The organism is Salinisphaera sp. G21_0, from assembly GCF_017744115.1.
Taxonomy (GTDB): Bacteria; Pseudomonadota; Gammaproteobacteria; order Pseudomonadales; family Endozoicomonadaceae; genus Endozoicomonas.
Map to the genome: position 1 here is coordinate 1 of NZ_JAGHQW010000051.1, position 20,830 is coordinate 20,830.

Consider the following 20,830-nt stretch of genomic DNA (forward strand, 5'->3'; position numbering starts at 1 on the left):
ACTATTGGAACCCTATCGGAAAGAGATGATACTTCCGCAGTTAATGAGTGTTCTCCAAAAGATCAACCATTATGATGTGGATAAACAGACACAAAACGCCTGGCATTCAGCCTTGGAATGCAGAAAAAAAGACCCTCTTGGGCTGAACGGAATTGACATTGACATTTGGGAATCGGATTCTGATTTATTGTCGCCGGATTTTGATTTATTGGCGACCGAGTCAGAACGGGTCAACAACAATGACTGGATGGAAGAGTTCCTACAAGGATAAACCAGTTGCCCTGACTCAAGCATTTTACAGTTAAAATGGCAACATACGCAGGTTAAATTAGCGCGCTTAGAGTGCCGAGATAAATCGGCAAGATGTTAAGGGTGAAAGTCCCTGTGGGGTAAGGCTGGCGGGTCGCCCCAGCCTCGAGTCATGCGCCGGTTATCGTAAGGTGGCCGGTGAAGCGTTGACAGGGGGGCCTGTAGGCTGAGTATCGAGCTGCGAAATCAAATATCGTCCGGAGTGCTGATGTTGTTAAGCGAAACAGAAAGCAAAACTGCAAACCACGTTTAACCGCAAGCGGTTTGCAGGCCTCGCGCAGTCGTAGACCTTGTGCATGCAGGTACGCATCTTGTGCTCTCTTAATCTACAAGAGCCGGGAGGTCCTGCCTGTTCCTCCTGCAATAGCTACAGGAGGCCTGATGGAGAAGGTTAATCACCATAAGCCTATTATGGCGGGCAGGGAAGTCGGACAAGCCCGTAGTACCGGAGAAGCAGCCGAACGGGGCTTGACCAAGAGGAACACTCAACAGTGCGCCAGTGTCCCGACCCAGTGCGGGATAAACGCTACGTGACGTCTGTTGGGTGTGCGTCAAGCTGCGGCAAGGGACAGTCGCACGAAGAAGATTTCCTTGGCTTCTCTTACGGCTTCCGCCGGGGGCGAAACCAACATGATGCAAACCGATTCCTGTTTGAACTGAAGAAGCACCTCAGTGATTTTGGATTGTCCCTGCAGGGAGATAAGACTCGCCTGATTCGCTTTGGCATGTTCGCACAGCGGGATGAAAAGGCCAGTACCGGGAAACGCCCGGAAACGTTTGAGTTTCTGGGGTTCACCTACTACTGCGCAAAAACCCGGAATGGCCGCCGCTTTATGGTAGGCCGTGAAACCAGTGTCAAAAGGCTGAGGGCAACCTTGCAAGCCATCAAAGAATATTTGGTGAAATATCGACACCGCCCAGTTATGGAGCAGGCGAAATGGTTACAGCGTGTCCTGCAAGGACATCTGAACTATTTTGCGGTTCCGGGCAACAGTCGTAAGCTTATTGCCCTGTTAACAGCAGTCGGGAAAATTTGGCTCAAAGCGTTAAAGCGGCGCAGTCAGGGAAATCGATTGAACTGGTCTAAGTTCGGACGTTTCCTGAGGGCAGTGCTGCCGAAAGCGAAAAATTCTTCACCCATGGCCTGAGCAACGGTTTGACGCCAAATACTCGAGGTAGGAGCCGTATGCATTAGCAGTGCACGTACGGATCTGAGCAAGGGGGTGCCGGGTGACTGGCATTCCTACTGCGACCGAAAAAACGGTTGAATAAGGTCGTGCGGTCAGCTGATCATCTTCCGTCAGTTTAAGTATTTGTGTACTGTGAAACCCTTCGCCACGAAGTATAGAGGGTGAACCATGTCTCGCAGCAGCAATTCTCGAGCAGAAAGAAAGCAAAAATAAGTCGGTGGCCATCAGCCAAACACTTTGCTTCCTGGCTGGGTCTTTGTCCGGGCACGAAAATATCCGGAGGGAAAGTGTTAAACAAGAAAGCTAAACGAATTCCCAGTAGCGCCGCAACAGCATTCAGGGTGGCAGCGTTCACACTGGCCAATTCCAAAAGTGCCTTGGGTGCCTACTATCAGAGGATGAGAGGCAAGTTGGGTGCCCCCAAAGCAATCACAGCCACAGCGCATAAGCTGGCGCGATTGGTTTACAGTATGTTCAAACATGGCAGCCAGTATGTGGATGAAGGTCAGGATTAGTATGAGCGAAAGTACAAGGATCGGGTTATGAAAAACCTGAAACAAAAAGCCATGGAAATGGGATTCACTCTGGTGCCTGCTGAAACGGCCTCATAACTGGTAGCGTGCTTGTCGGCAAGTTGGGTTAAGTTACTCAGAAGAACCTCCCACATTCTCAGGCTTGGCCTGTCGCCATAAAGACCTGAACCCTGCTTTCGTCTCGTGCTTTCGTGTCACATCAAGGCAAAAATCACCGACCCCGGATAACAAGGCGGAACTTTTTTACAGAGCGATTGCTCTAAGCATCCACCTATTCGGACAGATGGCAAGTGACCATGCAACCACTAAATACCGGGGGTTACCCTGGCTTGCTACCAGCCAGTGCTGCCGGAACCTCGAAAACTTTGGAGAAAGTAGACGACACTTCTTTACCGACCTATGCAAAACAGATTTCCCGTATCTCTGTTCCCGACGATCCGGGAATATCCGGCAGAGTCGGGTTACAGCCCACTTATGGTCATAATCGGTCTGTGGCCGTGCAATCCGGAGTCAGGACTGACGGTCTGGCTGCTGCAGGAACCGGCGACAACCGTTGTATGGTCGTACATTGCACCGGCGCTGCCAGTAAGGTCCCTCTGAATTGCGCAGTTGAGTGCGGGGATATCAATATGGTGGCATGGCTGTTGCGCAATGGCACCGAGGTTAATGGCCGCGAGGAAGGGTTGCGGAAGCAGCATAAAGCCCTCAGGTTCCCCGGCAGAGAAGGGTTTACCCCATTGACCCGGGCAGCCATGTACGGGTTAGTTGACATCGCAAAGTTACTGCTTGAGTCTGGAGCTCGTGTTGACCACAACGATTGCAAGGGCATGACGCCACTGGCCACGGCTGCTGCCTTGGGTAACACTGAACTTATGCAACTGTTGATTGATTGCCAGGCGGATATTAACGGCAATACCCTTGGCTGGCCGACTCCCCTGACTCAGGCTGCCAAGAACGGACAGGTCGGGGCGATAAGCCTGTTACTGGAGCATGGAGCGGATATTTACAGCTTTGCCTACGGAGGCGGAACGCCATTGACTCAGGCTACCATGCATGGGCATACCGAGAGCGTACGAATGTTGCTGACTATGGGAGCCGATGCCAACAGTAATAGTTCTGGAAGGAGGACGCCACTGTGCAAGGCTGCGGGCAAGGGATATATTGAGATTGCCCGGCTACTGGTGAGTCATGGAGCCAACATTAACAGTTTTGATGGCGGCTATTTCAGGTCAAATTCCCTGAGCGAAGCTGTCAAGCATGGGCATGTTCAGCTGGTGAAGCTGTTGCTGGAACATGGCGCGCATTGGCAAGGTCCGGGTATGGAGAAAGGTCTGCTGAGAGTAGCTGTTGAGAAAGGTTGCATCGAAACCGTGAAATTGCTGTTGAAGCATAATGCGGATGATGTAAACGGCGGAGGATTCAGACCACTTTCACCACTGTCAGGGGCAGTCAAAAAGTGGGATATTGATTTAGTGAAACTTCTGTTGCAATTCGGTGCAGATCCTGATTGCAATGCCTTAGGTGGTGTCTATCCCCCCAATCCGCTGGCCACTGCGGCTGAAGTTGGGCGAATTGAATTTGTTGAACTGCTGTTGCAATCCGGTGCCGATGTTCACGGCCATACCTTTGGGAAGAATTCGCCCTTGACGCTTGCGGCGGCTGCAGGACATTACCAGGTGGTGCAGTTATTGTTGCAGCATCAGGCGGACGTTCATAGCCGTGCCAAGGGTAATGGTACTCCTTTGACGCAGGCGGCGGCTCAAGGGCATTACCAGGTAGTGCAGTTATTGTTGCGGCATAAGGCGGATGTTAATAGTCACTCCTCTGGTCTTGCTACTCCTTTGACGCAGGCGGCTATTGCAGGACATTACCGGGTGGTGCTGTTATTGTTGCGGTATAAGGCGGATGTTCATAGTCGTGACGTTAGAGATCGTACTCCTCTGTTCTGGGCCAACAAACGAGGGTTCTGGAAAATTGCTTTTGAACTGATCCACTACGGCAGCTGTCCAGAGAGAAGTCTGGCACCGAATGTTATCAGTACAGTTACTCAGAAATTTGGCTTCAACCCGCAAGAAACTACTCTCAGTCTGGAAAGTTTGTGCAAGAGGAGGCTGCATGATTTGCTTGATAGACGAACAATATCTTCTTTAAATTTGCCTTATTGTTTGAAAAATGCACTTCTGAAGGAAAATTTTTTCCCATAAGTCCATGGCCTCCGCAGTTCAGCTGCCTGGCTCCTTTATAACCAGAGCGACAGATTCCCATGTTCCACAAAAGAGCCTGAAGTCAGTTCATATCCCGGACAGCGCTCAGTCAGTAAACGGATTACCCCCTGAACTTTTTCATATCGCCTGGGGACATCTTCCGCTGCGGCGTCATGATAGATGATCGCCAACGACAACAGGTTTTTTCAGATTCAGAGAAATACATCAGATCGAATTTCTCCAGTAGCTCGATGTACCACATCAGATTGTTCCGGGCCAATATATGGCCGCAGGTGTGATCCGGCTTCCATACCCCATAAAAATGAACATAAAAAACATAAAAAGGACACCCACTTTTATCGGTCGAAAAGTCTATGGGTGTCCTTTTTTTCTCTGGCTCCGTTTACAGGCTGGATAGCGTTTGTTGTCCACAGACTTCGCTCACGGCCTTCCACAATCAGCCTGAGTTGTTGCTGAACTCCGGGGGGAAGACGACGATAATCTTTTGGTTTCAGAGCCAGATAAATGGGTTGTGAAGAAGGTTCGGTAACCGCTTTATCCAGTATTGCAAGAAGTGCCTTTTCGTCCCTGATTTCTATAGCTTTGCCACTGGAATAAAACTGTCCGGAGAAAGGTCGTTTCGGCCAGAAATAGAGGGCGGAGAATGAAAAATCCGGTTGCTGCCTGTACACATCGAGGATGCCTGCGGCGGAGTTTTTGTGATCCTTGATGGTGATACAGATCACCAGGATCAATAGTGGCACCAGGCTGCCGGGCAAGGCTAGCCAGTAACGGAGTTTCCGAGGATTTCCCACAGTCCGCCCAGTGGCGGACATCTTATTAACCATGTCGCCCAGGTAGTCGGCGATCAACAAAGCCAGAGCTGGAATACCCGGCAATACATATGTCCACAGGATATTACTGGCCATAGTGAAGAACAGCATCGGGCTTAACATCCAGCACCAGAGAAACAGCCGCCACTGCCGGGTCTGGTTAGCAGCCTCTGTACACTGACTGGTATGACTATCCGTCATCTGTCGACTTTTCCACCAGGCCAGGGGTAATACAATATTCCAGGGCAGGGCGGCTCCCAGCCAGAGCAGCCAGATCATGCCTTTGGGTTGAATATGGGCAGAGCCATAAAGGTCGCCCTCCCAGCCCCCTACCAGGAAACGGCGGAAATGTTCACCAACAATAAAGTAATCCAGAAAACCGGGGCTTGCCCGCTCTGCCAGAACGTACCAGGGAACGGTAATTGCCAGCATTAAACAAGTGCCTTTTATCCAGGGAAGCCTAGACCAGATAGTCAACAACCGTTGTTCAGGCAGGCACCAGAGAAACACAGGTATTCCCGTTAAAATAAAAGTAATGGGACCTTTTGCCAGCAAGCCTATGGCCAGTCCCACAAAAAACAGGTAACCCCAGATAGCTGCACCGGGACGAAACCAGGACTGCCAGAATGACACCAGGGTCAGGGTGGTACCGGCTAACAGAACCGTATCGGTCATCACCGCACCAATGCTGATGGAAAAAACGACGGTGGTTGCCAGCACAGCTAACGCTATGGCTGCCCGGATACGGTCACCCTGGTCAGCGGCCAGTTTCCAGACCAGCGCCAGCACCAGCATCCCTGTCAGAAAGTGTGGAAAACGGGCGCTGAATTCACTGACACCGAAGAGTTTGAAACTGATAGCAGAAAGCCAGGTGTGCAGGGGAGGCTTACCCCAGAACGGGACATTGTAGTCAAACTGGGGCGTAATCCAGTTGCCTGTTTCAGCCATAATACGGGCAATCTCACCGTACCGCGCTTCTGTGGTATCCATCAGCGGATAGAGACCGAGACTGATTAAACGAACCGCCAGTGCAACCACAACCACCATTATGGATAACTGAATTATACGTAATGCCAACGACTTCTGACTGTGCATCATGAAGCAACCCCAGTTAGACGACGATTTGCAGGTTTAATGATTTTTTTCATCACCAGGTAAAGGGGGCGTTGTTTGGTTTCAATAAAAATACGCCCGACGTACTCCCCCAACAGGCCGATGGCCAGCAGCTGAACGCCGCCCAAAAACAGTGTTGCCACCATCAGTGAAGCGTATCCCGGAGGTGCGATACCCAGGGTAAGCGCCTTGAACACAATCACCAGGGCATAAAGCACCGCCAGGGTGGCGGTAAGAAAACCACCCCAGGACGCCAGCCTCAGGGGTTGAATGCTGAATGAGGTAATCCCTTCAAATGCCAGGCCAAGTAACTTAAGGTAGTTCCACTTGGTCTCTCCGGCTGCCCGGGGATCGCGATCAAAGAACAGTGCTTTCTGCCGGAATCCCGGCCAGGAGAAAAGCCCTTTCATATACCGGGTCTTTTCCGGCAGTGCATTGATATGATCAACCACCCGGCGACTGAGCAGGCGGAAATCACCAACATTTTCCGGGATCGGTATATCCGAGAGGCGGTTTAGCAACCGATAGAAAACGGCTGCCGACGTTTTTTTCAGCCAGCTTTCACCGTGGCGCTCACGACGGTGCATATTGATAATGTCGTAGCCTTTACGCCATATATCCACCATATCGGGAATCAGTTCCGGTGGATCCTGCAGGTCGCTGTCGATCAGGATCACTGCGCTGCCCCGGGCAGCTTCAATACCAGCGCTCATGGCGGCTTCCTTGCCAAAATTACGACTGAGCCTGATTAACACCTGCTCGCTGGTATTCTGGGATAACAGCTGGAGTTTGCGCCAGGTTTCATCACTACTGCCATCATCAATGTAGATAATTTCCGAACCGGTGGACATGGCATCCAGAACACAAGTCAGACGACGATGAAACTGGTCAACCACCGCCGCTTCATTGAACAAAGGCACTATTATAGATAACTCAACATCCGTTTTTGATTGTTGTTTTATAAGTTGATAGTCGTATTCCTTTGACTGGTAAGAGGACATTGCATAGAGGGACATAAACGTACACCCTGAATTCTAATAGATGGTCAGCATCTTAATTGGCAGGGCGTGAAAAAAATGTCCGAGACATAAATTTCACTTTTTTTATGATATTTTCCGCCTCGGTACACCCCTGGAATGAATCAATCCATCCGAACATAAACCCAGATGCGTTGAGAGGATACGCCCTATGCGCTTACTACTGGTGGAAGATAGCCGTGATGTTGCCGGTATCCTCTTCGACTACTTTGAAGCCCTTGATTACGAGCTGGACTATGCCGCCGATGGACGACAGGGTCTGACTTTAGGCCTGGAAAACAGTTATGACGTCATCCTTCTGGATGTCATGCTGCCGGGCATGGATGGCTTCGAAATCTGCACCGAGCTGCGCCAGCAGGGCATCACCACCCCCATTCTGATGCTAACCGCCCGGGATACCCGGGAAGATACCTTATGTGGCTTTGGACAGGGAGCAGACGACTACGTTATTAAACCCTTCGATCTGAATATCCTGCAGGCTCGGATTGAAGCACTGGCCCGCCGGGTTCACCCGGAACGTTTCCAGCAGACATTACGCTGTGGCTCACTGCAACTGGATATGCGCACACGGGAAGTGTTCCGCGAGGGACAGAGAATTATCCTCAACCCCACCGGATTCCGCATTCTGGCCCTGTTGGCTGGTAAAGCCCCGGCTACGGTTACCCGGGAAGAGATAAGTTATAGCCTCTGGAAGGACAATCCTCCGGATGGTGATATCCTGCGCAACCATATCTATCAACTCCGGAGCCAGGTAGACAAGCCCTTCAATAAAGCACTGATTGTCACAGTACCCAAAACCGGTTACCGGCTTGACTGCAATGAATAACACGGGGCGTAAAGGTATTGATCAATACTCAAGGCGGTCTTTCCGGTTTCAGATCACCTCGACATTTATCCTGATGGCCTCCGTGGTTGTGCTGATTCAAATGTTTCTTTTTGGCGCGGCCATCAAGGACTCTGAAGACGCCGTGATAGAACGCCGCCTGAGCTTATACCGGGATATCGCCCTGCGTGGATTCCAATACCATATGGATAATAACGGAGTGTTATCCATAGATTCGCTGACCACAGCCTACAAAGGGCACGCTCATTTACCGGATCATTTGCGCGAGAACATTAATCAAGGGTGGCATGGAGTTCAGGAAATCTCCCTGAACAACGACTCAGAAGAATATATGGCGCTGACAGTTTATGAACCGTCGGTAGCCAGGGACGAGCTGATTTATATTATTGAAAATATCTCCCAGCTGGAAGCCAATGAACATCAGAGTGCACTGCAAGTCGGTGTATATTCCATCGTCGGTATTATTCTTTTTGCCCTGACCTGCCTTTCCATGGTTTTTATTGTTCGGAGGCTGACGGCTCCCTTAATACAACTCAGTCATAAGCTGCATCATGCTGAATCCGACGATTTATCATTACTGGATATTCCAAAGTACGCGCCGGAAGAAGTACGACAACTGGTTACTAACCTCAATCATTACCGACAACGTCTGAAGCACCTGATTGAACGTGAAAGATCTTTTACCAGTTTCGCAAGCCATGAACTGAGGACACCACTGACGGTTATGCGTGGAGTCGCGACATTATTGACGATCTCTACCGAACCATCGTTTATCCAGCGACAGCAGCAGCGTCTGATCAAGGCCACAACAGACATGAATGACGTTGTAGAAACCCTGCTGGGTCTTATTCGTGACGCAGGACAGGAACGATCTGTCCCGACAAGCATTGGCAGGGATATTCTGGAGCAGGTGCTGGAAGATAACCGTCAGCTATTGACCAGCAAAGCGGTTGATGCCGGGGTTATTCTAATCAGCAAACCCATTGTCCGGGCACCAGAATCGGTTATACGGATCCTGCTTTCTAACCTGGTGCGTAATGCAATGGCCCATACGTCCCACGGCAGTGTCACTGTGGAGGTCAATGATCAATACCTCAGGGTCATTGATAGCGGAAGTGGCCTGAACACACAATCACAGACCCATGAAGGATATGGTATCGGACTGCTGATCGTTAATGACATATGTCGTAAATATGGCTGGACATTTTCACTGACCGGTAACAACGGGCAACCGGGCTGTACCGCATCGGTACAGTTCAATCCCGGTCCTGACCAATAGCCTCGAAATGCTACAAGGCATTTCCTCAGTTTTTCATAAAAATAAACCGCCGGGTTAACAGGTAGTTGAAAATAAGACCCACACTAATACCCAGTGCCTGAGCCAGCAGCGGCCAGTCCGACAGCGGCGTAAAGTGGATCAACAGCCAGAATGTACCTACATTGGGCAGAAAACCTGCTCCCGACAGCACCATATAACTGAACCACTGCCTTATAAGGGATAAAACAGTCTGGCCTGTCAGGGTTTGCCCGTAGGTAAACACCCGGTTGCAGAGCCAATTACAGCTTGCTGCTCCCCAGAAAGCAATAATCCGGGCATCCATCACCGCCATACCCGCTTTCATCAGGATCATTAACAACAGGCTGTCCACTACAAACCCTGATCCTCCCACTAGACAGAAACGCAGGAAATAACGCTGATGCTCCCGCCCTCGGCTGATAAATATCTGCATATCAAAAAACGCAACAATTAATGGCTTCAGGCTCCGTACCCTACATGAACCTGTGTGAAAGAAACGTCTCCGGACGCAATTTTCACATTACTCACGTCGACTGCGGTCTGATCATCACCCGCCATGTGAGTCCGTCACCCAACGATAAATAAGAAGTTACCCCTTCACTGAACCAGCTAAAAGTTCTGGAGCCGGTACTTGGTAAAGCCAAAGGACTTCTGGGAGATACAGGCTACTTCAGCGCATCGAATGTTTTGGTGTGCTTGGCATTTAATCTGAGACTGATGTTCTGCCTAAAACAGGAAAATGAAGAAAAATGGCTTGCACTGGTGCTCTATTGGCTTGTTTTTAGCGTGTATCTGGTTGGTTACCAACAAAAGCAAAATCACGTTGCTTAAAATGACGGGCTTCAGAAGGCTTGTGGGGACTTCTGAGGCCAGACTGGTCAAAAATCACATCATGAGCAGCCTGTGACCGTCAGTCCGACAGGCTGCTAGTGCACATAGGCGCTAATACCACACAGCTATCAGGAACCTCGGCAACGAGGCGCAGGCGTTTTCTACGGCGTGGTTTTCATTGGCTTGAGCGCAGCCGTCTTCTTTTCTTTCGGTTTAACGGCAGTAATCGCATTAATGTGCATCCCTTTTAATACATTCAACGCCTGATTCAGCTGATAATCCTGGGCCAATAGCTCCGCTACCTCTTTCTCTGCCTTACTGGCCCTGGCTTTCTTACTGTTGGAGACATCATCTTTATTGCCATTGCTGAGATGTCGTTGTAAATCGGCTTCCTTATACTGCTGAGGGGCATCAATCGGGGTTACTTTGGCACGCTGGACCAAAATATCCGGTTTAATCCCTTCGGCCTGGATGGATCGGCCATTGGGCGTATAATACAAGGCAGTGGTCAGTTTTAATCCCTTGGCTGCATCAACACTCAACGGTAAAACGGTTTGTACCGACCCCTTGCCAAAAGACTCGGTTCCCATCAGCACAGCTCGCTTATGATCCTGCAGGGCACCGGCAACAATTTCGGAGGCAGAGGCTGAACCGCCATTGATTAACACCACCAATGGGACGCCCTCTGACGGATCATCAACCGATGCGCTAAACCTCAACTCAGAGTTTGGAATACGACCTTTGGTGTAAACAATCAACCCTTCGCTGATAAAGGCATCGGTAACGCCAACCGCAGCCTGCAGCACCCCACCCGGATTGTTGCGCAGATCAAGAACCAGCCCGTTAAGCTTGCCGTCTTTCTGTGCTTGCTTGAGTTCTTTCAAGGTATCCACCAGCTCATGGCCGGTATCCGCCTGGAACTGACTGACACGAATATAACCATAACCCGGTTCAAGATGCCTGGCCCTGACGCTCTGGACTCGGATAACCGCCCGATCCAGGGCAATCTCAAGGGGCTTTTCCACACCCTCACGGACAATCGTCAGCTTGATCGGGGAGCCTGCCTTACCGCGCATCTTATCCACCGACTCTCCCAGGCTCATGCCCTTAACCGACACATCATCCAGCTTAATAATCAGATCCCCTGCCTGAATACCGGCTTTTGCGGCAGGTGTGTCATCAATGGGGCTCACCACCTTGATAAAGCCATCTTCCATGCCCACTTCAATACCCAGGCCACCAAACTCTCCAGAAGTATTTTCTTCCAGCTCCTTGAAGTCATCCGGTTTCAGATAAGCAGAATGAGGATCAAGCCCGCTGAGCATTCCCTGAATGGCATTTTCCAGCAACGTCCTGTCATCGACTTCCTCAACATAGGCTTTTTTGATGCGTTCCATGACTTCGGTAAAGGCCCGAAGTTCATCAAGAGGCAGCTTTCCTCTTGGCTGCTCACCATGCCCGGTGTCCTTGTCTACTGGAGACTGGCTGTTGATTTCAGCGGCAGGAGCCTTTGGGGTCTGCTCTTCCTGAACAGCCGTATCAGCCCAGCCATTGAATGCCAGTCCGGTAGCCAGCACCAAAGCCGATGCCTTGATAAGCCGGTGAAGGTTAAAAATCAAATTCATGAATGCTCCCGAGCATTATTTAATTCAGTGAAGTATAGAAATTACTTATCGGTATCACCGTTTGAAACTACACTGAGTTCGGGATACTCTCCGACAGTGGTACATGGTTTGGATTCCCTTTCTCACTTACGGCCAAGCCATAAAGATGGGTTCTGGGGTTTGCCCTTCAGGCGCACTTCAAAATAAACCCCCTCAGTCTGCTGCCCTCCACTCTGACCGCTTAATGCCAGTGGCTCACCCGCCAGCACGGTATCACCTTCCTGCCTGAGAAGGGTGTCATTGTGAGCGTACAGCGTCAGGAAATTATCGCCATGGTCAACGATCGCCAACAGGCCATAACTGCTCAGCCAGTCGGCAAAGATAACCCGGCCATCATGAACGGCATTAACCGTTGTTCCGGAGGTTGCGGCAATGAACATGCCCTGCCAGCGCATGCGTGTTTCCGGATTCTGATCGTTGAACTTAAACAACACACGTCCTTTTACCGGCCATAACAGCTTGCCTTTACGACTGTTGAAAGACTCACTGTTACCGAGCTGCCGACTGATAATACTGGCCAGCACCTTATCCAGCTTCTCTCGCTCCTGTTCTAGCTGTTTAAGCGCTTTTCCTCCCTTTTGATAACGACTCGCCAACTCACTCAGCCGCTGTTTACGTTCAGACTGCTGTTTGACCAGGGACTGTTTTTTCTGGTCAATCACGGCTTTTTCCTGATTCAGTCGGGTGATGAGGGTTTGCTGGTCATGTTCCACAGATTTCAGTTCCGCAACGGTTTTCTCATACTCCCGGATGGACTGAAGTTGTGCCTTTTGAAAGTAATCAAGATAAACCAGTTGTCGGGAAACACTGTCCGGATCTTCCTGGTTCAGCAATAGCTTGATGCGGCTGTCACCCAGACTCTTATAAAGCGATTGCAGACTCCGGGCAACCTGAACCTTCTGCTGCTCACTCTTTGCCGTCAGTCGCTGCTGACGGCTCTGGAGCTTTTTTATTTCGCCCTGCCCCTCCTTAAGGCGAGCTTCCAGAGTGATGATATCGGTGTTCAGTTGTTGAATGGCCTTGTCGTTCTTCTGAACCTGTTTCTGGGCAGAAGTTCGTGCCGCATTGAGGGATTCCAACAGTTCTTTCGTATGTTGGATATCACCTTCAATGGCTTTGATTTCTGCCTCGGTTGCCACCTGTTCATTACTGATGCCCAACTGAGGAATGATTGAGCAGGCAGCAAACAACAGTGCTGTGAACATTTTTTTATATCTGCCCGGGAGCAGCGAATTGAAGAGTATCATGGCAGGCGTCTTTGGCTATTGGCGAAAACCCTATCAGTATGCCTGCAATTAAAGATCAGATATAGACAGGGAAAAGGTGACACTCAATTCGATGAGTTTCACGGGCGTTACTGTTCAGGCAAGGCGGCATTTCGGATAGGGTCGCGTTATAACTCAGCCCTACCGGCACCTATGATACTACTTTTCATAACCAGCGCCTCAAATCTTCAGCCGCAATAGGGAGTGAGAAGTACCATCCCCACATCATCTTCCCGGAGTCAGTTTGTGACTGTCATTGATTGACTTGAGCGATATTTTCATTCTGCACAAAAGGTTTTTCGTATTACCCTGCTCGAAATCTAACTGAAATAGGTTATTGATCAGTTTTGTGACATTCATCATGGTCCATTTACGGGCATTAATGCCAAAATCAGAGGGTTTCTGGCTTTCCAGGATTGTCCTGAGTTCATTTTTTTGTTTATCCATTATGCGATGAGCCTTCTTGGCTTTCTTGCTGGAGATGTGATCAGATGTTGAGCTAAATACTCCACACAGTGGCCGTGGCACTGGATTTTGTCTAAAGAGTCTGGACAGTTCCAGCTCTTTCCTGTTTCCCGACAAAAAATCCCGAATATACTCATCAAGGGCATTTTTAGGTAAGACTTCTTTCGCTTCCTCAATCAGAACCTGATATGCATTTAACTCCGCTAAACGTTGAAAGTACTCCTGCTCCCGGGTACAAGAATCCGCTGTTGCAGTTTCCGGAGGGTTATGGCAATCCATATCATTAGCAGTCGGAGGGGTTCTTTGCTCACTGTTATTTCCGGGAAAGTCAGTTTCTGCTATTGGCATTTCATATCGTTCGAACGTCTGATTACTCATTATGTTGAACGATGGTTCAGAATTTTCGCTGGAACCATAATATTGCTGACCTGTGAAGCCCTCGCCAAAATACCCCCCGGAATAAACAGGCTGAACAGAACGATAACCTCTCTCAAAACAGCAAGCATCACCTTCCATCCGGGCACCCGCACTGGCAGCCATTGCCCTCATGGGTACCACCTCTATGCAATGATGTGTGCAAAAGCGGGCAGGTTCACCCACAATCCGTGGTAACTCAACGTTGCCATAACTTACGAAGGTCGGTTTTGGAGCTAAATAAATAAATCCGGGATAAACCATGAAGAAAACCCAAATAAAAAATAATTAACGTGACTGGTATCAACTAGACAACTAAATTGGCAAGAAATTTCATAAGTTCGAAACATTCCTCTGATACAATAAAAATTGCATTATGATAAAGCAGGTTTTCATGAAACTGACTTTTCTGGGAACTTCGGCCGGCATGCCAACCACCGAAAGAAATGTCACGGCACTGGCACTGGCCATCGATGATGCCAGACAATGGTATCTTGTGGACTGCGGTGAAGGTACGCAACATCAGCTGCTTCGCTGTCGCTATACCCTCAACAATCTTAAAACCATCTTTATTACTCATGTTCACGGAGATCACATGTATGGCCTGCCGGGGCTGATTACCTCTGCCAGCATGCAGGGGCGGCAGGCACCCCTGACCATCTGCGCACCTGACGGCGTTCGGCAGTTTGTTGAGGCTGCATTACACTATGCCGATGTTCTGGAACTTCCATTCAGTATTGAGTTTATTCGCAGTGACCAGCCGACTTTTCACTATAAGGATACCCGGGTTGCTGTCACGGCTCACCGGCTCTCCCATCGTGTGCCAAGCTTTGCCTATCGTTTTGTGGAAAAAACACTCAGCACCCAGCTGAACATTCAGCAACTGACGGCACTGGGCGTTCCCAGGGGAGAGCTATGGGGGCTTTTGCAAAAAGGGCAGGCCATTACTCTTGAAGATGGCCGGACGATACTCCCTGAACAGGTTCTGCAACCACCACCCGCCAGCCGGGTTGCCATTATTGCAGGTGATAACGATAAGCCGGAATTGCTTATCGATGCACTGCAAGGCAGCCATCTATTGGTTCACGAAGCCACACTCACCGAAGCCGCCCTGCAAAAAGCCGGACCAGTCTGGATGCACAGCTCAGCCCGAATGGTTGCTGAAGCAGCAGAGGCCAGCGGTGTTCCCAATTTAATTCTTACCCACTTCAGTGGCCGTTATCAGCGTTCTGCTGAGGCTGGTGCCAACAGCATCCATGCGTTAAAGGCAGAAGCTGAAACGTACTATTCGGGTAATACAGGCATGGCCCGTGATTTCAGTACCTGGGTAGTGGATAGGGACGGTCGGCTGGTTGAAGCAGATTGAAATCTGGATTTCCATCCTGGTAAGAAGGTTTTTGAAAAGGAATACCTCCCCCACGGGCAGCGTTTATCCCTTACCTATTTTTTCCTTTTCACTCTGAGGTCTGCGCTGATGCCAAACATATTTACATCGATATGTTCTAACACCATGAAGTCATTGCCAGAAGTGATAAAACCAGAACGGGGCGCATGATCAAGAACTGATTCTGTCTCACTGTGATCAAACACCAGGTGTTCACCGCTCACGGCAATAACAACATCTTCCATGGTACGGTGCAGCACATCTTCGGATACGTTGATAACGATCTTTGAGTCAGAAGTAAGTTTGATTTTTCCAGTGGCTTTAATCAGGGGCTTATTCCAATTCTCGGGCCCACTCCAATTATAATCTTCTGGAAAATAATTAAGTTTTGTTATGGTGATATAAGTGGTTCCTCCGGAGCCATCAAAGTCAGCGACGACGGACCCCTGTTCAAACGATAACGTACCTTTATTCGTTACATTACCACTGCTGTTTATAACCCCAAGGGATGCGACCGCCCCCATGTTGTTAATAAAGTGCCCATCACTCCAGTAACTGCCAGCGGTCAGTGTTCCTTCATTGGTGGCGGTCAATGTACTTCCGGAAATATTCAGCCCCATAGCGACATTAACTGAGCCACCCGCTCTATTGGTAAAAGGGCCGTTGACATTCATATTACCGTTTATGTTGATTGAGCCAGCGTTATCGATACCGGCAGAATCATAATTTTCGCTCAAAGAGAGCATATTGCCTCGCGGCATGACCTCTTCAGCCGTCGCTGGAGAAGCCAGCGCAGCGGAAAGCCCCGCCATGACAATGAATCTGAGCACTGGTTTTTTATACCTGTCCATGGGTCTTATATCCTTTTTCCGGAGTTAAACAATAGAGATTTCAGTTCATTCGTTTTTCTGTCGGCACGCTCAGGGAGTAATTTAAAAATGGAGGTGGCTATCGCAAAAAGCAGGCCTCGACGATAGCCGGTGAAGTCTATTCCGGATTAAAAATCCAGCATGTAGTCCTTGGTGTTTACCTGGGTTTTCAGCTCTCCATTCGCTTGCAGATAGTCAGCAAATGCCTGATAACGGCCTGCATCCCTGGCGGCAGGTCGCAGATCAAAACGGGGAATGGTGTCAAACCAGGCGCGGCGGTTCAGTTCATTATCCAGTTTCTCCGGGCTGTAATCCCTGAAGATCTCCCAGGATTTTTCCGGGTTATTCACAATATATTGTGTGCCCAGTTCAATCGCCCTGAGAAAACGACGAATGGCGTCTTTATCGTGCTGCTTGCTGTTGGCGATAAAAATCAGTTCATCGTAAGGCGGAATATTGTTTTCCTCGTAATAGAACATACGGCCCTTACGCCCTTCAATCGCCAGCTGGTTCAGTTCGAAGTTACGATACGCGCCCATGATGGCATCCACCCGGCCACTCATCAGGGAAGAGGAGAGGTTCCAGCCCACATTGACCAGTTTTACATCCCCGGCACCAAACCCGTAAGGTGCAAACAGCGTGTCCAGAATGGCATTCTCTATGCCGCCAATATTCAAACCGATGGTTTTACCTTTCATATCCTTCAGGGATTTGATCGGGCCATCATCCAGAACCAGCAGGCCGTCCAGGGGGGTGGCCACCAGGGTTCCGGCCCAGGCAAGGGGAAGGCCGTTGGCTACCCCGTGAATCATGCTGGGCTGATAGTAAACGGCAAGATCCACCTTTTCTGCCGCTACTAATTTGGGAGGAAGGTTGGGGTCCGCCGGCTCCTGAATCTTCACCGTAAGCCCCTGGTCTGCAAAATAGCCATTCTGCCGGGCAATGATGATGGGGCCGTGATCCGGGTTGACAAACCATTCCAGCATCAGGGTCAGCTCTTCCAGCTCCCTGGCTGGTGTGCTGCTGGATACCTGGCTGCTGGCACTGGCCTGCAGGCTGAAGGACAGCAGCCACGCCATTGCCCATAAAAAAGTGTGTTGCATCAGTTTATTCATTTCTTATTCCTGGGAAGTCTCCGGTTGCCACGGAATGAGTCTGCGTAAAACACGGTCGGTAGTGTAGTAAAGGGTCACGGAACAGAAGGCCAGCACGGTGAGCGCAGCAAACATCTGGTCAGTCCAGAGTCGTGCATTGGCCTGAAGCATCAGGTAACCAAGGCCAGCGCTGGAGCCAACCCACTCCCCGACAACGGCACCAATCGGTGCCACTACAACGGCTACCCGCAGCCCGGAAGCCAGGGCTGGCAGTGCCGCAGGCCAGCGGATATGACGCAGAATGGCCAGCCGGTTGCCGCCCATGGTCTGGGCCATATCCAGCCAGCCCTGATGGGTATGGCGCAGTCCGTCATAGCAGCAGGTGGCCACGGGGAAAAAGATCACCAGAATGGTCATTACCACTTTCGACGTCAGACCGTATCCAAACCAGAGCATCAATATTGGTGCGAGAGCAAAGACCGGAATGGCCTGGGTAATCAACAATGGCGGCAAGAGCCAGGGTCTTAATGCGGTAAAATAGACCAGCACCAGTGCCAGAATAATGCCCAGCAGAACACCAAGTAACAGACCCAGCAGCATTTCACTGAGGGTAACCAGCGTGTGTTCCCACAGCAGGCTGGCATTGTCAACCATGCTGTTGGCCACCGCCAACGGACCGGGAAGGATATAGGATGGCATATCAAAGGCCATCACCAGGGTATGCCAGAGCACCAGCAGGCCAACAAGAACGACAAAGGGTTTGACGGAGTCTTTCATTCTTTATGGTTCTCCGGACTGTTCATCAAACGACTCATGACGTAAACGATCCAGCAGTTTGCCCTGTAATGCCATCAGGCCATTATTATCCAGTGTCCGGGGTGTTTTGCCCGGTGGCGTAATGGCATCCGTCAGTCGGGCCGGATGCCCCCTCAGGTGATAAACCTCATGACCAAGGCGCAGGGCTTCCAGGGGATCGTGGGTAATTAACAGCACCGTACGGTTCTGTAACAGCTCACAGGCCAGATCCTGTAAATTGAGCCGGGTGATGGCATCCAGTGCACCGAAGGGTTCGTCCATTAATACCAGTGGCCGGTTTTCCATCAGCGTCCGGGCCAGTGCTACCCGCTGGCGCTGACCGCCGGACAGGTGCTGGGGCAGAACATCGGCTTTTGCGCTCAGGCCTACCTTTTCCAGAATGGACATGGCCTGCTCCTGAACCTCGGCTGACAAGAGTGGACGACGGGTGAACACATCGGTCAGATTGCGACGCAGCCGCTGCCCCAGGGTGATATTGTCCAGTACCGAAAACCAGGGCAGCAGCAGGTCCTGCTGCGCCATCCAGGCGATTCGGTGATGAACCGAAAAACCGTCCTGACAAACCACTTCGCCCGTTGTCTCGCCCGCAGGCAGAGCGGCAATCAGACGCAGCAGACTGGTTTTGCCCACACCGCTGCCACCCAGAAGGCAGGTCCACTGGCCGCCTTTAAGGGTCAGGTTCAGGTCGGTAAAAACGCAGTGGTTGCCAAATCTCAGGCTGGCCCGGCGAATAATCACATCAAACATGCGTTGCGGTAATCTCTATGACCAGGTTCGGTAAAAGTGATGGACCGGGCCATGGCCAGAGCCGATGTTCAGATGGTCGGCATGGCCAATGGCACCGGCAATGTACTCTTTGGCAGACCGGACGGCATCGATCAAAGGGTAATCCCTGGCCAGCAACGCGGTGACAGCAGACGACAGTGTACAGCCTGTCCCGTGGGTATTTCGGGTTGCCACCCAGGGAGACTCAAGTTGGTGCAGGGTGTTACCGTCATGGAACAGGTCAACGGCCTGATTATTGCCTTGGTCTGAGGTAAGGTGGCCGCCTTTGAGTAATACTGCCCTGGCTCCCAGCGCCATCAACGGGTCAATCATGGCGATCATGGCTTCCAGTGACTCAGGTCGGGGACAGTTCAGCAGAACCGCTGCTTCCGGCAGGTTGGGGGTAATCAGGGTGGCTTTGGGAATCAGTTTGCCACGCAGGTTATCGATGGCGGCTTCCTGAAGCAGAACATCACCGCTGGTGGCCACCATCACCGGGTCAACCACCAGGTATTTCGGCTGGTAATCACTGACAGCGCGGGCCACCGTATCAATCACTTCAGGCTGGCTCAGCATGCCCACTTTGGCAGCGGCAATGTTCAGGTCGGAAAAGACTGAGTCCAGCTGCTCCCGGACAAAGGCGGGTGAGACGTCAAAAATACCCTGAACGCCCACCGTGTTCTGTGCGGTCAGCGCAGTGATCACACTGCAGCCATAGGCACCAAGGGCCGAGAAGGTTTTCAGGTCTGCCTGAATGCCGGCACCACCACCACTGTCAGAACCGGCAATGGTCAATGCGATGGGTGTAGAAGACATAAGCTCGCGCCGCTCCACAAGAGAAACTCCATATCATTAGGACTGGCGGGAACAACGGGCGGGGTGTTGCGGTTCCTGTCGGGGCAATAAACTGCATTTGAATAACAGGTTTGCACGACGGTTAGTACATCAGGGTTTTATCAGCTCTCAGGCCCGTCGGTTTCCTACGCCAGCATTATCTGGTTCAGGTTCAATGGGTGTATCTCAGTTCTGCCAACACTGGCAGAACACCCCAACCAACACCGGCGGAGTCTATGGGGTTTGCCACAGTCTGTCCAGCGATTGGGCGAATTGGTGCTTATCCGGTCTTACGGACCAACCAGAAATACAGCGGGTAAGGCAGGTGACGCAGAAGCGCCATGATGGCGGCAAACATTCGGGGGAAGCGAATCTCGAACTGCCGCCCCTTCATCCCTTTGACGATGACCTTTGCAGCTTTATCCACCTCCATCAGAAAAGGCATGGGGAACCGGTTCTTGCTGGTCAATGGTGTTTTGACAAAACCCGGGTTGATCACTTTGATATCAATACCCTCTCGCCAGAGCTCCGAGTTCAGGGATTCCGCCATATTGATTAACGCCGCCTTGCTGGCCCCATAGCCCGCCGCTTTGGGCAGGCCTCGATAGCCTGCCAGCGACGCATTAATGGCAATCACCCCTTCACCCTGTTTTTTCATGGCAGCGATCAGTGGCTCAAGGCAGTGGCAGACACCCATCAGATTCAGTTCCATCTGTTGGCGCACCACGCTGCTGGTAAACTCCGCTGCCGGTGAAGCGATATAGGTGCCGGCATTTAAAATCGCCTGATCAATGGCTCCATGATTAGCAATGATTTTGTTGACCGTCTCATTCACGGCCGTTTGATCAGTCACATCCAGCGGAAAGGGAATGATCCTGCCTGGCAGTTCATCTGATTGCCTGGCCAGTGCTGCCAGCCGTTCCTCATTTCGGGCACTGGCCGCTACGGTCATTCCTTCCCGGGCCAGGGCAATGGCAACGGCTTCGCCAATGCCCTGGCTGGCTCCGGTGATCCAGACCACCGGAGCATTAGAAGGCGCTGTATCCTGAGTAGAGTTCATATCTGCTGC

General features: G+C 50.9%; 20 protein-coding genes and 1 riboswitch. Of the genes, 7 read left to right on the plus strand and 13 right to left on the minus strand.

Annotated features, from left to right (window positions below; all coding sequences use genetic code 11):
• The 4 genes from J7439_RS19810 to J7439_RS19825 all read left to right on the plus strand — a co-directional run.
• On the plus strand, nucleotides 1-271 hold a 271-nt coding region (locus J7439_RS19810), incomplete at its 5' end, for a hypothetical protein (RefSeq protein WP_209203683.1).
• Nucleotides 272-800: 529 nt separating this feature from the next.
• A complete protein-coding gene (locus tag J7439_RS19815) occupies nucleotides 801-1,457 on the plus strand; it encodes an RNA-dependent RNA polymerase family protein (RefSeq protein ID WP_209203684.1) in 657 nt (218 codons plus the stop codon).
• A 203-nt stretch (nucleotides 1,458-1,660) separates the two neighbouring features.
• On the plus strand, nucleotides 1,661-2,014 hold the full coding sequence (locus J7439_RS19820; RefSeq protein WP_209203685.1) for a transposase: 354 nt from the start codon (nucleotides 1,661-1,663) through the stop codon (nucleotides 2,012-2,014).
• A gap of 314 nt (nucleotides 2,015-2,328) precedes the next feature.
• Nucleotides 2,329-4,236, plus strand: a complete 1,908-nt coding sequence (locus J7439_RS19825) for an ankyrin repeat domain-containing protein (protein WP_209203686.1) — start codon at nucleotides 2,329-2,331, stop codon at nucleotides 4,234-4,236.
• Between the two features lie 35 nt (nucleotides 4,237-4,271).
• On the opposite strand, the gene J7439_RS19830 is transcribed toward J7439_RS19825, so the two are convergent.
• From J7439_RS19830 to J7439_RS19840, 3 genes are all read right to left on the minus strand, one after another.
• Nucleotides 4,272-4,433, minus strand: a complete 162-nt coding sequence (locus J7439_RS19830; RefSeq protein ID WP_209203687.1) for a hypothetical protein — start codon at nucleotides 4,431-4,433, stop codon at nucleotides 4,272-4,274.
• Between the two features lie 159 nt (nucleotides 4,434-4,592).
• Nucleotides 4,593-6,167, minus strand: a complete 1,575-nt coding sequence (locus tag J7439_RS19835; RefSeq protein ID WP_209203688.1) for an ArnT family glycosyltransferase — start codon at nucleotides 6,165-6,167, stop codon at nucleotides 4,593-4,595.
• Nucleotides 6,164-7,183 carry a glycosyltransferase gene (locus tag J7439_RS19840; RefSeq protein WP_209203717.1) on the minus strand — a complete coding sequence of 340 codons (1,020 nt, stop codon included), beginning with the start codon at nucleotides 7,181-7,183 and terminating at the stop codon, nucleotides 6,164-6,166. Before J7439_RS19840 ends, J7439_RS19835 begins: the two co-directional genes overlap by 4 nt.
• 187 nt (nucleotides 7,184-7,370) lie before the next feature.
• Between J7439_RS19840 and J7439_RS19845 the strand changes: the two genes are divergently transcribed.
• Nucleotides 7,371-8,045 (plus strand): response regulator transcription factor, encoded by a 675-nt coding sequence (locus J7439_RS19845; protein WP_209203689.1) that lies wholly within the window; start codon nucleotides 7,371-7,373, stop codon nucleotides 8,043-8,045.
• Nucleotides 8,038-9,342 (plus strand): sensor histidine kinase, encoded by a 1,305-nt coding sequence (locus J7439_RS19850; RefSeq protein ID WP_209203690.1) that lies wholly within the window; start codon nucleotides 8,038-8,040, stop codon nucleotides 9,340-9,342. The genes J7439_RS19845 and J7439_RS19850 overlap by 8 nt, the downstream gene beginning before the upstream one ends.
• 25 nt (nucleotides 9,343-9,367) lie before the next feature.
• On the opposite strand, the gene J7439_RS19855 is transcribed toward J7439_RS19850, so the two are convergent.
• The 4 genes from J7439_RS19855 to J7439_RS19870 all read right to left on the minus strand — a co-directional run bounded on the left by J7439_RS19855 (nucleotide 9,368) and on the right by J7439_RS19870 (nucleotide 14,134).
• On the minus strand, nucleotides 9,368-9,793 hold the full coding sequence (locus J7439_RS19855) for a GtrA family protein (protein WP_286198448.1): 426 nt from the start codon (nucleotides 9,791-9,793) through the stop codon (nucleotides 9,368-9,370).
• Between the two features lie 559 nt (nucleotides 9,794-10,352).
• Nucleotides 10,353-11,807, minus strand: coding sequence for a S41 family peptidase (locus J7439_RS19860; protein WP_502950430.1), 1,455 nt, complete (start codon nucleotides 11,805-11,807; stop codon nucleotides 10,353-10,355).
• Nucleotides 11,808-11,938: 131 nt separating this feature from the next.
• Nucleotides 11,939-13,102: a murein hydrolase activator EnvC family protein gene (locus J7439_RS19865; RefSeq protein WP_209203693.1), complete on the minus strand. Its 1,164-nt coding sequence runs from the start codon at nucleotides 13,100-13,102 to the stop codon at nucleotides 11,939-11,941.
• Between the two features lie 243 nt (nucleotides 13,103-13,345).
• Nucleotides 13,346-14,134 carry a hypothetical protein gene (locus J7439_RS19870; protein WP_209203694.1) on the minus strand — a complete coding sequence of 263 codons (789 nt, stop codon included), beginning with the start codon at nucleotides 14,132-14,134 and terminating at the stop codon, nucleotides 13,346-13,348.
• 259 nt (nucleotides 14,135-14,393) lie between these two features.
• Here J7439_RS19870 and J7439_RS19875 point away from each other — a divergent pair, with 259 nt between their 5' ends.
• Complete coding sequence (locus J7439_RS19875) at nucleotides 14,394-15,365, plus strand: ribonuclease Z (protein ID WP_209203695.1); 972 nt, start codon at nucleotides 14,394-14,396, stop codon at nucleotides 15,363-15,365.
• Between the two features lie 74 nt (nucleotides 15,366-15,439).
• Here the strand turns inward: J7439_RS19875 and J7439_RS19880 are convergent, their stop codons facing one another.
• The 6 genes from J7439_RS19880 to J7439_RS19905 form a co-directional block, all read right to left on the minus strand.
• The gene (locus J7439_RS19880) at nucleotides 15,440-16,234 is read right to left on the minus strand and encodes a hypothetical protein (RefSeq protein WP_209203696.1); all 795 of its coding nucleotides are present in this window, start codon (nucleotides 16,232-16,234) and stop codon (nucleotides 15,440-15,442) included.
• Nucleotides 16,235-16,380: 146 nt separating this feature from the next.
• On the minus strand, nucleotides 16,381-17,367 hold the full coding sequence (locus J7439_RS19885; protein ID WP_209203697.1) for an ABC transporter substrate-binding protein: 987 nt from the start codon (nucleotides 17,365-17,367) through the stop codon (nucleotides 16,381-16,383).
• A 3-nt stretch (nucleotides 17,368-17,370) separates the two neighbouring features.
• Nucleotides 17,371-18,123, minus strand: coding sequence for an ABC transporter permease (locus J7439_RS19890; RefSeq protein ID WP_209203698.1), 753 nt, complete (start codon nucleotides 18,121-18,123; stop codon nucleotides 17,371-17,373).
• Between the two features lie 3 nt (nucleotides 18,124-18,126).
• Nucleotides 18,127-18,909 (minus strand): ABC transporter ATP-binding protein, encoded by a 783-nt coding sequence (locus J7439_RS19895; RefSeq protein ID WP_209203699.1) that lies wholly within the window; start codon nucleotides 18,907-18,909, stop codon nucleotides 18,127-18,129.
• A gap of 15 nt (nucleotides 18,910-18,924) precedes the next feature.
• Nucleotides 18,925-19,743: a bifunctional hydroxymethylpyrimidine kinase/phosphomethylpyrimidine kinase gene (gene thiD, locus J7439_RS19900; protein ID WP_209203700.1), complete on the minus strand. Its 819-nt coding sequence runs from the start codon at nucleotides 19,741-19,743 to the stop codon at nucleotides 18,925-18,927.
• A 144-nt stretch (nucleotides 19,744-19,887) separates the two neighbouring features.
• Nucleotides 19,888-19,988: riboswitch (TPP riboswitch) on the minus strand.
• 53 nt (nucleotides 19,989-20,041) lie between these two features.
• Nucleotides 20,042-20,821 carry an SDR family NAD(P)-dependent oxidoreductase gene (locus tag J7439_RS19905; RefSeq protein WP_209203701.1) on the minus strand — a complete coding sequence of 260 codons (780 nt, stop codon included), beginning with the start codon at nucleotides 20,819-20,821 and terminating at the stop codon, nucleotides 20,042-20,044.
• Between the last annotated feature and the right edge of the window lie 9 nt (nucleotides 20,822-20,830).

Bases quoted from the DNA above. Each gene is read 5' to 3' on its own strand.
- J7439_RS19825 (WP_209203686.1), top strand. From the start codon at position 2,329: ATGCAACCACTAAATACCGGGGGTTACCCTGGCTTGCTACCAGCCAGT.
- J7439_RS19835 (WP_209203688.1), bottom strand. From the start codon at position 6,167: ATGATGCACAGTCAGAAGTCGTTGGCATTACGTATAATTCAGTTATCC.
- J7439_RS19840 (WP_209203717.1), bottom strand. From the start codon at position 7,183: ATGTCCTCTTACCAGTCAAAGGAATACGACTATCAACTTATAAAACAA.
- J7439_RS19845 (WP_209203689.1), top strand. From the start codon at position 7,371: ATGCGCTTACTACTGGTGGAAGATAGCCGTGATGTTGCCGGTATCCTC.
- J7439_RS19850 (WP_209203690.1), top strand. From the start codon at position 8,038: ATGAATAACACGGGGCGTAAAGGTATTGATCAATACTCAAGGCGGTCT.
- J7439_RS19855 (WP_286198448.1), bottom strand. From the start codon at position 9,793: ATGCAGATATTTATCAGCCGAGGGCGGGAGCATCAGCGTTATTTCCTG.
- J7439_RS19865 (WP_209203693.1), bottom strand. From the start codon at position 13,102: ATGATACTCTTCAATTCGCTGCTCCCGGGCAGATATAAAAAAATGTTC.
- J7439_RS19870 (WP_209203694.1), bottom strand. From the start codon at position 14,134: ATGAGGGCAATGGCTGCCAGTGCGGGTGCCCGGATGGAAGGTGATGCT.
- J7439_RS19875 (WP_209203695.1), top strand. From the start codon at position 14,394: ATGAAACTGACTTTTCTGGGAACTTCGGCCGGCATGCCAACCACCGAA.
- J7439_RS19880 (WP_209203696.1), bottom strand. From the start codon at position 16,234: ATGGACAGGTATAAAAAACCAGTGCTCAGATTCATTGTCATGGCGGGG.
- J7439_RS19885 (WP_209203697.1), bottom strand. From the start codon at position 17,367: ATGAATAAACTGATGCAACACACTTTTTTATGGGCAATGGCGTGGCTG.
- J7439_RS19890 (WP_209203698.1), bottom strand. From the start codon at position 18,123: ATGAAAGACTCCGTCAAACCCTTTGTCGTTCTTGTTGGCCTGCTGGTG.
- J7439_RS19895 (WP_209203699.1), bottom strand. From the start codon at position 18,909: ATGTTTGATGTGATTATTCGCCGGGCCAGCCTGAGATTTGGCAACCAC.
- thiD (WP_209203700.1), bottom strand. From the start codon at position 19,743: ATGTCTTCTACACCCATCGCATTGACCATTGCCGGTTCTGACAGTGGT.
- J7439_RS19905 (WP_209203701.1), bottom strand. From the start codon at position 20,821: ATGAACTCTACTCAGGATACAGCGCCTTCTAATGCTCCGGTGGTCTGG.